Below are 11,866 nucleotides of genomic sequence, written 5' to 3'. Positions count from 1 at the left end.
TTGTTTATAATAATGTCGATCCGCTTGGTTATTTTTTCTGTTTGGCAATTATTTCCAACAATTCATTTACATCTTTCAGATTCAGTTTATCTTCCTCCAGAAAGAAGGACAACATACTTTTCGCTGAATTATCGAAATAATTGTTCAACAATTTACCCGTAATTACTTTCTTATACTCTTCTTTTGAAATCTTAGGCAGATATTGATGACTCTTGCCGTAAGATTTGTGCATCAGGAAACCCTTGGTTTCCAATATCCGCACGATAGTAGACACGGTATTATATGCTGGCTTCGGTTCCGGAAGGCGTTCGATAACATCTTTTACAAATCCGCCGTTCATCTCCCAAAGCTCATGCATAATTTGTTCCTCTGCTTTTGTAAGTTCTTTGATTTCGTCCATAACTCTATGAATAATAAGACAATATTGCCAGTAATCGATTATAAAACAAGTTTAAAACTAAATATTTAGTTTTACAACTATATTTTTAGTTTTAAATCGCAAAAACCTGAATATCAAGAATATAAATTTAAAATTAAATCTAATTGTATCACAAATTACTCATCAAATTTCTTACTTCTGGTTTTCTTCAGGTCAGATTGTCTCCTTTTCCTGTCCAAACGATCAACAACTTTAGAATAGGGAATTTTTGTTTTTTTTCTGGCTTTAACAGGGGTTAAAGCCGTGTCTATAAGAGTCAGAAACCGCTGAATAGCAATTTCTTTATTCCTGACCTGAGATCGGTCATTATCACTTTCCAACTGTAATATTCCATCTTTATTAATACGATTGGAAAGAACATGAAACAGAGTAGCCTTTTGATCAGCTGAAAAAACTGTACTCCCGGCTACATCCCACTGCAGAAGAACTTTAGAAGATACTTTATTAATATGTTGACCTCCTGCACCGCCGGATCTGGAAAATTTGAATACAAGTTCTGTAAGCAGAATCTCTTTATTAGCTACCATAACACAAAAATAGAAAGTTTAGCAGGCAGATCCTACTTGTTCAGTTTACTTTCAAGTTTATCAATCTTTTCAATCAGATTTTTGATAACATCCACCTGAAACTGCTGCATTTCTACCAGTTCTTGTTCCTTATGAATGATCAGATGATCGATTTTCTCATGCAACGCACGGATTTCAAGCTCTGCTTTCAGATTGACCATATAATCATTCTTGGCACGTTCACGGTCCTTCTCTTCTTGCCTGTTCTGGCTCATCATAATCACAGGCGCCTGCAGAGCTGCAATACAGGAGAGGATGAGATTGAGTAAAATAAAAGGATAAGGATCAAAACCTTTGTTACTTAACCAATATATATTCACCAATATCCACAAGATCAGAAAAGCGATGAAAGAAAGAATAAATGTCCAGCTACCGCCAAATTCAGCAACTTTGTCTGAGACTTTATCTCCAAAGTTCATGGTATCCTGATCCTGGTCCAAAGATGCTGATATAAGCTCATTATTTTTCAGACTATCCAGTACCATCTGATCAAGCTGAGTGAGCTCTCCAATTTCCTTTTTAAGAATAGAGGACAGATATTTTTCTTTATAATAATCCAATTCACCTGTTGACAAGCATTTATCACGGTCAAATCCCTGATGATCTTCCTGAATCAACTGCACTATTGCATTTCTCAGCGTAGAGCCAAGTACCTTCTCTCTTACAGGATACGGATTGCCGGAAAGATCACTGATGAATGTTTTCATATATAATTTTACATTTCAAATATTGTCCGCCCACCGGCGGATACAGATGGTATGCACAAGTATCCGTGTGACTTCTGCTACACACATATTTCATAAATAGATAAAATAATATCCCAATTTACAGAATATATCCTGTTAGCAAGTGCATTTTATATTGACTATTTTTACTTTACTAATCTCATTTGCCTTTGCTGTCTCAAAAATTTTGCAGAATTATGGCAATTAAGATATCCTCTCCTGTCCGAAATAATCTTTAATTTGCATCAGATAAATTTTGAACATGAAAATAGGAATAGTTTGTTACCCTACATTTGGAGGAAGTGGTGTTGTTGCTACAGAATTAGGTAAAGCCCTGGCAGCAAATGGTCATGAAATACACTTTATTACGTACCGCCAACCTGCCCGCCTGGATTTTTTCTCTGAAAATCTGTTCTATCATGAGGTTGCCGTATCACAATATCCCCTTTTCGATTTTTTACCATACGAATCAGCCCTTGCCAGTAAACTGGTAGATGTCGTCAGATTTGAAAACCTCGATGTACTACATGTGCACTATGCTATTCCGCATGCTTCAGCAGCCTTTATGGCCAAGCAGATTCTGGCTACTTATGGGATTAATATTCCTGTCATAACGACTCTGCATGGTACCGATATTACCTTAGTAGGTAAAGATAAAAGCTTCAGCCCTGTCGTGACCTTCTCGATCAACCAGTCGGACGGCGTTACAGCAGTATCCGAAAATTTGAAGTCCCAAACACTAGAATACTTTGATATCAATAAAGATATTCAGGTCATTCCTAATTTTATAGATCTGGAAAGATTCAGCAATAAAGACCGCTCCCACTTCAAAAAAGCTATTGCCCCTTTTGATGAACGTATCCTCATACACACATCCAACTTCCGTAAAGTAAAGAAGACAGATGATGTGATTCGAATCTTTCAAAAGGTTAACGAAAAGATTCCAAGCAAGCTGCTTATGGTGGGTGACGGCCCGGAAAGAAGAAACGCAGAAGAATTATCGCGTGAGCTGGGTGTCTGTCACGATGTGCGTTTCTTAGGCAAGCAGGATGCTATTGAAGAAATACTTTCCGTTTCCGATCTGTTTTTGATGCCTTCCAGTTCAGAAAGTTTCGGACTGGCAGCCTTAGAAGCTATGGCTTGCAAAGTACCGGTAATCTCAACCAATACAGGAGGTCTGCCGGAATTGAACGTGAATGGTGTGACCGGATATCTCAGTGATGTAGGCAATGTGGATGAAATGGCCGCAAATGCAATCAGTGTTCTCGAAGACTGTGACAGACTTCTTCAGTTTAAAGAGGCTGCACTCAACCGTGCCAAAGACTTCCAGCTGAGTAATATTATGCCCAAATATGAGAATTACTACAATGAAGTAATTGAGAAGGTCAAAAAAGGTTGATTTTCTTCAAACAGGCAATAAAGGGATTAAAAAAATTATCATATCTTTGGCTTTTGGAAAACTTCCAAAAGAAAATCATGAAATATAAACGCATCCTACTCAAACTCAGCGGAGAAGCCTTAATGGGCGAACAGAATTACGGCATCGACATTCACCGTGTCAGACAATATGCCAATGACATCAAAGAAATCCATAGCATGGGCATGGAAATCGCAATCGTTATTGGAGGAGGTAATATCTACAGAGGATTAAGTGCTGAAAAATCTGGTATGGATCGTGTTCAGGCAGATTACATGGGGATGCTGGCAACAGTAATCAACAGTATGGCTCTTCAGGATGCACTTGAAAAAGTCGAATTAAAAACTCGCCTTCTTACGGCAATCAAGATGGAACAGATCTGTGAACCTTTTATTCGCAGAAGAGCAGTAAGACACCTGGAAAAGGGAAGAATTGTCATCTTCGGAGCCGGTACCGGAAATCCATATTTCACAACAGATACAGCAGCTTCATTAAGAGCTATCGAGATCAATGCAGATGCAGTATTAAAAGGTACACGCGTAGATGGTATATACACCGCAGATCCTGAAAAAGATCCTTCAGCTACCCGTTTTGATGAGATTTCCTTTACAGAAGTTTACGAAAGAGGCTTGAATGTAATGGATATGACCGCATTCACGCTTTGTCAGGAAAACAACCTGCCAATCATTGTATTCGATATGAACAAAGAAGGTAACCTGAAAAAACTGGCCAACGGTGAACATGTAGGAACTGTTGTCCGCTAATAATACATAAGAAAATATAACAAACATAATATGAACGAACTGATTTCTCTTCAACTTGATGACTGTAAGGATTCAATGACTAAAGCAGTATCATTCGCGGAGTCTGAATTGACAAAAATCCGTGCAGGTAAAGCATCCCCGTCTATGTTAGATGGTATTTCTGTAGATTATTACGGAAGCCCTACCCCATTAGCACAAGTGAGTAATGTCAATACTACAGATGCACGCACAATTGTTATCCAACCTTGGGAAAAATCACTGATAAGCGCTATCGAAAAAGCAATTATCGATTCTAATCTGGGTCTTAATCCACAAAATGACGGTATCGTCATTCGTTTGGTAGTACCGGCATTGACTGAAGAAAGAAGACGTGACCTGGTAAAAAAAGCGAAAGAAGAAGCTGAAAAAGGACGTATTGCTATTCGTAACATCCGTAAGGATACGAACGAATCGATCAAAAAACTTAAAAATGACGGTGCGTCAGAAGACGAAATCAAAGTTGGTGAAGCTGAAGTACAGAAACTGACTGACAGTTTCATCGTACAAGTGGATAAACTGGCAGAATTGAAAGAAAAAGATATTATGACCGTCTAAGTCTTGATATCTCACCTAAAAAGAGCCCTTAAATTAAGGGCTCTTTTTATTTAGTTTTATATTGTGTAAATTGACATTGGATTATCTTAAAAAACAAACTATGAACAAATCTAGGAGAAAATTCTTAAAACAAGCTGGTGTCGGTGTTTCAGCGGCTTTTTTAAGTCCGTATCTTCTTTCCTGTGAATCCAAAAAGATCGCAGAAGGACCTTTCCAGCATATCGGAATCCAATTATACACCTTAAGGGATGAATTGGCAAAAGATGCAAAAGGAACAATTGAGAAGATCGCAAAAATTGGTTACAAACACGTGGAGACATTTGGTGTAGATGTGACCAAAGGAGAATTTTTCGGATTACCGATCAAGGATTTCAAAAAGGTATTAGAGGACAATAATCTGAAAACTCACAGCGGACATTATGATCTGTCAAAATACCTGAGTAAAAATCATGAAGATAAAGAGAGTATCGAACGTTATGTAGAGATTGCCAAAGAATTAGGACAATCTTATGTAGTCGCTCCGGTAACACCTATGTTTGACATCAATGCTTTAAAATCTGCAGATTATCAATACGCAGCAGAACAACTCAATAAAGCCGGAGAAATATCTAAAAAATCAGGTATTAAAATGGGCTATCACAATCACTTCTGGGAGTTCAGAGATCAGCCAAACGGAACAAAAGGATTAGATATCCTGATCGCATTTACAGAACCTGAGCTGGTAGATTTTGAACTGGATCTGTACTGGATTGAAAAATCAGGATTAAGCCCTCAATCTTACTTTGAAAAATATCCAAACCGCTTCTCTATGTGGCACGTGAAAGATATGGACAAAGCTTTTACCAAACCGATAGTTGGAGGAGAACAGGACAAACTCGGATTCGGAGATATTATAAAAGAAATCAAATATGCTGAAGTAGGTACCGGAAATATAGATTTTATGAATATTGTAAAATATGCAGACAAATCTGGTCTGAAGTATGCTTTTGTAGAACAGGATGATATTTATATGGCCGATAAATTTGCCAGTATCCAAAAGAGCTACGATTATGTAGAGAACACCTTATCAAAGATCAAATAGAAAACAAAAAAGGGAAGTTTAAACTTCCCTTTTTTGTTTTTATTAAAATTTCATTTTCTCAACTTCAAGAGCCGTTTCCTCAACCTTGTCTCCCAATTCCTTTTTGAATCGGACAAGCGCTTGTGTCAGTTCAGTATCTGATGTACCCAGAATCTGAGCTGCTAGTATACCGGCATTCTTTGCTGCATTCAATGCTACTGTTGCTACAGGTATACCATTAGGCATCTGCAGAATAGACAGTACAGAGTCCCAGCCATCAATAGAATTTGAAGATTTAACAGGTACTCCGATGACAGGCAAATGTGTAATAGAAGCAACCATGCCCGGCAAATGAGCAGCTCCGCCTGCACCAGCCACTATGACTTTGAGACCACGCTCCGCAGCACTTGCTGCATAATCAAACATACGCTGAGGCGTACGATGTGCTGACACGATAGTCACTTCAAAAGATACACCCAATGTTTTAAGGACCTCCACCGCGTCCTGCATGACAGGAAGGTCTGATTTACTTCCCATTATAATCCCCACTAAAGGCTTATTATCTGAACTCATTATTTTTATGCTTTTACTTTTAATATTTCCTGAACTTTCCGGGCATTGCTGATAGCCAGTTCCCTGTTATCATTCACAATACATACATGGCCCATTTTCCGGAAAGGCTTTGTATACTTTTTACCATATAAATGCAGATACACACCTTCCATATCCAGGATTTCTTCTATCCCTTCATATTTTGCCAGGCCTTCATATCCTTCTTCCCCCAACAAATTGATCATCACTGCATTGCTACGTGTGCTGGTATTGCCCAAAGGCAAATTAAAAATAGCCCGTAAATGTTGTGCAAACTGAGAAGTATAGTTTCCTTCTATCGTCTGATGGCCGCTGTTATGAGGTCTGGGAGCCAGTTCGTTTACCAGAATCTCGCCTTGCTTTGTTAAGAACATTTCGACAGCCAGTAACCCTACAATCTGCAGATCATTGGCGATCTTTTTAGCAATTTCCTCTGCCTGTTGCTGAATTTCAAAACTCAATGTTGACGGAGAGATCAGAAACTCGACCAGATTAGCTTGTGGGTTGAATTCCATTTCAACTAACGGAAATGCTGAAATGTCTCCTCTGTCATTACGGGCAACGATCACAGCAATCTCTTTTTCAAAATCAATCCACTCCTCTATCATGCTCGGCTCTTCAAATGCATGTTCCAGATCTTCTTGTGAAGAAATCTTTTTCACTCCCTTTCCATCATATCCGTCTTTTCTCAATTTCTGAATATAAGGAATACTAATATTTGCATTCAGGAGATTCTCCTTTGTAGAAATCAGCTGAAAAGGCGCTGTAGGAATGTCATTTTGTTTGAAGAATTGCTTCTGTAAACCTTTATCCTGAATTAATCTGATAACACGTGATTGCGGAAATACCTGCACACCTTCTTCCTCCAGTTTTTCCAATGCATCCACATTTACCTTTTCAATCTCAATAGTAAGCATATCGAGATCTTTACCAAAATTATATACGGTATGGAAATCGCCTAATGATCCAACTTCGAATCGGTTACACAATTTGCGACATGGGGCATTCTTATCCGGATCGAGGACGTGTATATTAACATTATAATTAATTGCTTCCTGGATGACCATGCGTCCCAATTGTCCGCCGCCCAAAATCCCTAATTGCAACTCACCATAAAAATCTTTTGCCATAAATAATTTTATCTTTTATACGCTAGCGTGAAACAAGGTTTCACCTAAAATACTTTCTTTTTCTATTTTCTTTTGTAATTCTAAAAATGCACCAATTAATGCTTCCGGACGTGGAGGACAGCCCTGTACATATACATCGACCGGAATGATCCTGTCCACTCCTTTTACGACATGATAACCGTGCTGCCAGTAAGGACCTCCGCAATTGGAACATGAACCCATCGAAATTACATACTTAGGTTCAGGCATCTGCTCATAAAGCTTACGGATACGGTCAGCCATTTTAAAGGTAACTGTGCCGGCAATGATCATGACATCTGACTGACGCGGAGAAGGCCTCGGAAATACACCGAGTCTATCCAGATCGTATGTTGAGGCCATAGCACCCATCATTTCAATCGCACAGCAGGCAATACCAAAACTGACAGGCCACATAGATGATAGTCTTGCCCAATTAAGCAGGTCATCCAGCTTAGCCACTACTACACCATTATTTTGTAATTGATTTTCTATGCTCATGTTGATGCTCCCGGTTTTTTAAATGCAGGTTTGAACCCGATTTTCGGTTTGCTTTCTACTTTAGGCTGATCGGATGTCTCATCTGCAGTTTGAGCAGTCGCTTTATAATCCCGGACAGCGTATGTCTTATTATTCAATGCGTCATAAGCTCCTGCCGGAATATTCACCTGTACCGATGGTCGTATATGCGTAGGTTTCACCCAATCCAGATCTCCTTTACGCCAGACATATACTAACCCCAAAACTAAAATCCCTAGGAACATTGCCATTTCGATCATGGTAAACCATCCCCAACGCATATCAGCATTAATAAATTCGCTCTGTCCGAAAACAGTAGCCCAGGGGAATACAAATATCAATTCGACATCAAACAATAGAAAGACTAAGGCAATTACATAAAAACGGGGATTAAATTGAATCCAGGCAGTTCCCTGAGATTCCTCACCACATTCGTATGTACTTAATTTTTCGGGATTAGGTTTTTTAGGGGAAATTAATTTCGCAAGAAATATGGTCGCACACACCAACAGGATTCCTACCAAAGCAATGATAAGGATCTTGCCGTATTCTGATAACTGCGCGGGATCATCCATAACACAAAATTAGCATTTTTTTATTACTAAAATAAGCAAAGTCTGACAGACTTTGCTTATTTCCTGTAATTTTATAATCTCGTTTTTTTATTACTTAAAAAAACGTGCCTGTTGACATATTCACTATCTGCCCGGCATTTTAGGCATATTACGCATCATTTTAGCCGCCATAGCCGGATTAGACATCTGCTTCATTACTTTACGCATGTCACCAAACTGTTTCATCAGTTTATTAACTTCATTGATGTCTGTACCGGATCCTTTTGCGATACGGATACGACGTTTCTGATCAATTGCATCCGGATTTTCACGCTCAAAAGGAGTCATAGAATCAATAATCGCTTCAATAGGTTTGAAAGCATTATCATCTACCTCTACGTCTTTTAAAGCCTTACCAACGCCCGGAATCATTCCCATCAGGTCTTTCATATTACCCATCTTCTTGATTTGCTGAATCTGGGATTTAAAGTCATTGAAATCAAATTTATTCTTACGTATTTTTTTCTGAAGTTCCGCAGCCTGCTTTTCATCAAATTGCTGCTGAGCACGTTCTACTAAAGATACAACGTCACCCATCCCCAGAATACGGGAAGCCATACGATCCGGATAAAAGACATCCAGTGCCTCCATCTTCTCTCCTGTACCGATAAATTTGATTGGCTTATTGACAACAGATTTAATAGATAAAGCCGCACCGCCGCGGGTATCACCGTCTAACTTAGTCAGCACTACTCCTGTAAAGTCCAGACGGTCGTTGAATGCCTTAGCCGTATTTACAGCATCCTGCCCTGTCATCGAATCCACAACAAATAAGATCTCCTGAGGCTTGGTTGCTTCTTTTACAGCAGTAATTTCAACCATCAGTGCTTCATCGATAGCCAGACGTCCGGCCGTATCGATAATCACCACATTATGACCATTACGTTTTGCTTCTTCCACACCAGCCTGCGCAATAGCAATAGGATCATTAGATTCACGGTTAACAAATACAGGAACCCCTACCTGGCCACCTAACACTTCTAACTGGTCAATAGCTGCAGGACGATATACGTCACCCGCAACCAATAAAGGTTTCTTTCCTTTTTTATCTTTCAGGTAACTGGCAAGCTTTCCTGAAAAGGTAGTTTTACCCGCACCGTTAAGACCAGCAATAAGAATAACAGTAGGATTTTTTGATATATCCAATTCCGTTACTGCCCCGCCCATAAGTTCGGTCAGCTCATCATTCATGATCTTGGTCAGCAACTGACCCGGAGAGATACTGGTCAGTACATTCTGACCAAGCGCTTTTTGTTTTACATCATCTGTAAAACTTTTAGCTGTTTTATAGTTAACGTCCGCATCCAGTAAGGCCTTACGGATTTCCTTCATTGTCTCCGCGACGTTGATTTCTGTAATATTACCCTGACCTTTTAATACTTTAAAGGCTCTATCTAGTTTATCCTGAAGATTCTGAAACATGATAATTGAAAGTCTTTTTCTTGATAAGGGACAAAGTTACAAAATTGCCTTGAAATGAATAACATACTTTACATGTAAAGATTTGCTTCGGACAGCTCTGTATCGATCAACCCTTGTCTGTTTTGAAAATCAAAAAGGCAAATGATAGTCATTTGCCTTTTGAATATTAAACAACGATAAAGAAGTTTAGTCTCTTCGTCCCCCCATCAGAATGGAAGCATAATAAAGTAACGTGACTAATGCAGATAATGCAGCAACCACGTAAGTCATTGCAGCCCACTTCAATGCATCCTTTGCTCCGTCATGTTCTTCCCTGCTATGGGTAATACCAGCGGTATTCAACCAGGCCAGAGCACGGTTAGAGGCATCAAACTCAACAGGAAGAGTTATAAAACTAAATACTGTAGTAATAGCCAAAGCGCCAACACCTATGGCAAGCAACCAGTAATTACCTCCCTTGGATATAGCAAACATAATTACACCTGCCATCAGAATCCAGGAAGTCAGTTTGGAAGCAAAACCTACAACCGGCACCATCGCCGATCTGAACTGCAGCCATGAATAAGCTGTGGCATGCTGAACGGCGTGACCGCATTCATGTGCTGCGACCGCTGCTGCAGCCACACTTCTGCCTTCATACACTTCAGGACTAAGATTTACAGTTTTGTTCTGCGGATTATAATGGTCTGTCAACTGTCCGTCTACAGATATCACCTGCACATCATAAATGCCATTATCATTTAACATTTTTTGAGCTATCTCTTTCCCGGACAACCCACTTGATAAAGGTGTTTCCGAATACTGCTTAAACTTATTCTTAAATCTCCACTGGACAACAAAACTCACAATCATGATGCCCACAAATAATATTATATACATATCTTTTCTGTTTTTCTGTTTTTCTGTTTATATCTAAATCTTATCAAATCATATTCCAATCGTTGCAGATCGGAACTTTTGCAACCCCTAAGATACAAAAATGACAGAATGTCTCAAAAAGAACCGTTACTTGTGAGCTACACATGACGATTATTCATTTTTATTATCATTCTGAAATTGATAAAAATCTCTGGAGAACAAAAAAAAATCGTCCGGAAGAATTATCAACCGGACGATTTTAATCATTAAATATTTAATAAAATGAATATTTAAAACACGTTCTTATCCTGTTTGAAGAATCATATTATGCTCTTCAATCATTCGTCTCAGATTACTCAATGCATAGCGCATCCGCCCTAATGCTGTATTGATGCTGACCTCTGTAATATCTGCAATTTCTTTGAAGCTCATTTCACAGAAATGACGCATAATAAGCACCTCTTTCTGATCGTCAGGCAATAGTTGTATAATTTTGCGTAAATCAATATCACGTTGATTTTTCACCATTCTGGATTCCGCATTCTCATCTGCAAACTGCAGCACCTCGAAAATATCAAAACCATCTGCATTTACCACAGAAGGCGCTCTCTTTTCGCGTCTGAAATGGTCAATTACCATATTATGTGCAATACGCATCACCCAGGGCAAAAACTTACCCTCATCATTATAACGACCAGCCTTTAATGTATTGATTACCTTAATAAAGGTTTCCTGAAAGATATCTTCTGCAAGATGTTCATCCTTAACCTGAAGATAAATAGAAGTATAGATTTTTGATTTATATCGGTCCAGCAAAACTTCCAAACCAGATTCATCACCACCTATATAAGCATGAATTAACTCTTGATCACTCTTCTTTTTATTTAATAGTTTCATAACGTTTTCCCCAACATTTAACAGTTAGCATTCTATTAATAAGCACTGAATTTTAAGAGTAAATTTTCCCTATAGGCGATTTTATTTTAGTTTTTTGTTCTGTTTGATAGTTCAAATCAAAAGAAAATAATTGGTTATTCAAATTTAAGAACTGTTTTTTAACATTTCTTCACATTTGCTTTACACTTGTATTTTATCAAAAAAGGCATTGTAATGTATTACAATGCCTCTTTATTTATCATACCTCTGTTT

The 11,866-nt window shown here is 38.6% G+C and carries 14 protein-coding genes; 4 read left to right on the top strand and 10 right to left on the bottom strand.

The window, feature by feature from the left end:
* Positions 1-28 precede the first annotated feature (28 nt).
* The 3 genes from B4B65_RS06420 to B4B65_RS06410 form a co-directional block, all read right to left on the bottom strand.
* On the bottom strand, positions 29-400 hold the full coding sequence (locus B4B65_RS06420; RefSeq protein WP_293914416.1) for a BlaI/MecI/CopY family transcriptional regulator: 372 nt from the start codon (positions 398-400) through the stop codon (positions 29-31).
* A gap of 155 nt (positions 401-555) precedes the next feature.
* Entirely contained in the window at positions 556-966 is a 411-nt protein-coding gene (gene arfB / locus B4B65_RS06415) for an alternative ribosome rescue aminoacyl-tRNA hydrolase ArfB (protein WP_293914414.1), read from the bottom strand.
* Between the two features lie 32 nt (positions 967-998).
* Positions 999-1,712, bottom strand: a complete 714-nt coding sequence (locus B4B65_RS06410) for a DUF1003 domain-containing protein (protein ID WP_201680508.1) — start codon at positions 1,710-1,712, stop codon at positions 999-1,001.
* A 280-nt stretch (positions 1,713-1,992) separates the two neighbouring features.
* Here B4B65_RS06410 and bshA point away from each other — a divergent pair, with 280 nt between their 5' ends.
* The 4 genes from bshA to B4B65_RS06390 all read left to right on the top strand — a co-directional run bounded on the left by bshA (position 1,993) and on the right by B4B65_RS06390 (position 5,586).
* Positions 1,993-3,129 (top strand): N-acetyl-alpha-D-glucosaminyl L-malate synthase BshA, encoded by a 1,137-nt coding sequence (gene bshA, locus B4B65_RS06405; protein WP_293914412.1) that lies wholly within the window; start codon positions 1,993-1,995, stop codon positions 3,127-3,129.
* A gap of 77 nt (positions 3,130-3,206) precedes the next feature.
* Positions 3,207-3,911 carry a UMP kinase gene (gene pyrH, locus B4B65_RS06400; RefSeq protein WP_201680510.1) on the top strand — a complete coding sequence of 235 codons (705 nt, stop codon included), beginning with the start codon at positions 3,207-3,209 and terminating at the stop codon, positions 3,909-3,911.
* A gap of 30 nt (positions 3,912-3,941) precedes the next feature.
* Positions 3,942-4,505 (top strand): ribosome recycling factor, encoded by a 564-nt coding sequence (gene frr, locus B4B65_RS06395; RefSeq protein WP_002992704.1) that lies wholly within the window; start codon positions 3,942-3,944, stop codon positions 4,503-4,505.
* 100 nt (positions 4,506-4,605) lie between these two features.
* Positions 4,606-5,586, top strand: coding sequence for a sugar phosphate isomerase/epimerase family protein (locus tag B4B65_RS06390; protein ID WP_293914407.1), 981 nt, complete (start codon positions 4,606-4,608; stop codon positions 5,584-5,586).
* 42 nt (positions 5,587-5,628) lie between these two features.
* Here the strand turns inward: B4B65_RS06390 and purE are convergent, their stop codons facing one another.
* The 7 genes from purE to B4B65_RS06355 all read right to left on the bottom strand — a co-directional run bounded on the left by purE (position 5,629) and on the right by B4B65_RS06355 (position 11,614).
* Positions 5,629-6,138, bottom strand: coding sequence for a 5-(carboxyamino)imidazole ribonucleotide mutase (purE, locus tag B4B65_RS06385; RefSeq protein ID WP_201680513.1), 510 nt, complete (start codon positions 6,136-6,138; stop codon positions 5,629-5,631).
* Between the two features lie 5 nt (positions 6,139-6,143).
* Complete coding sequence (locus B4B65_RS06380; RefSeq protein WP_201680514.1) at positions 6,144-7,286, bottom strand: 5-(carboxyamino)imidazole ribonucleotide synthase; 1,143 nt, start codon at positions 7,284-7,286, stop codon at positions 6,144-6,146.
* A 15-nt stretch (positions 7,287-7,301) separates the two neighbouring features.
* On the bottom strand, positions 7,302-7,805 hold the full coding sequence (locus B4B65_RS06375; protein ID WP_002992697.1) for an NADH-quinone oxidoreductase subunit B: 504 nt from the start codon (positions 7,803-7,805) through the stop codon (positions 7,302-7,304).
* A complete protein-coding gene (locus B4B65_RS06370) occupies positions 7,802-8,398 on the bottom strand; it encodes an NADH-quinone oxidoreductase subunit A (RefSeq protein WP_293914403.1) in 597 nt (198 codons plus the stop codon). Before B4B65_RS06370 ends, B4B65_RS06375 begins: the two co-directional genes overlap by 4 nt.
* Positions 8,399-8,521: 123 nt before the next feature.
* Entirely contained in the window at positions 8,522-9,859 is a 1,338-nt protein-coding gene (ffh, locus tag B4B65_RS06365; protein ID WP_201680516.1) for a signal recognition particle protein, read from the bottom strand.
* A gap of 186 nt (positions 9,860-10,045) precedes the next feature.
* Entirely contained in the window at positions 10,046-10,738 is a 693-nt protein-coding gene (locus tag B4B65_RS06360; RefSeq protein WP_002992692.1) for a zinc metallopeptidase, read from the bottom strand.
* 282 nt (positions 10,739-11,020) lie between these two features.
* Entirely contained in the window at positions 11,021-11,614 is a 594-nt protein-coding gene (locus B4B65_RS06355; protein ID WP_201680517.1) for an RNA polymerase sigma factor, read from the bottom strand.
* Between the last annotated feature and the right edge of the window lie 252 nt (positions 11,615-11,866).

The sequence above is a fragment of the Sphingobacterium sp. UBA5789 genome (genome assembly GCF_002418355.1).
Classification (GTDB): Bacteria; Bacteroidota; Bacteroidia; order Sphingobacteriales; family Sphingobacteriaceae; genus Sphingobacterium.
Note: the sequence above shows the minus strand (reverse complement) of the source record. Positions and strands in the feature narration are given on the sequence as shown.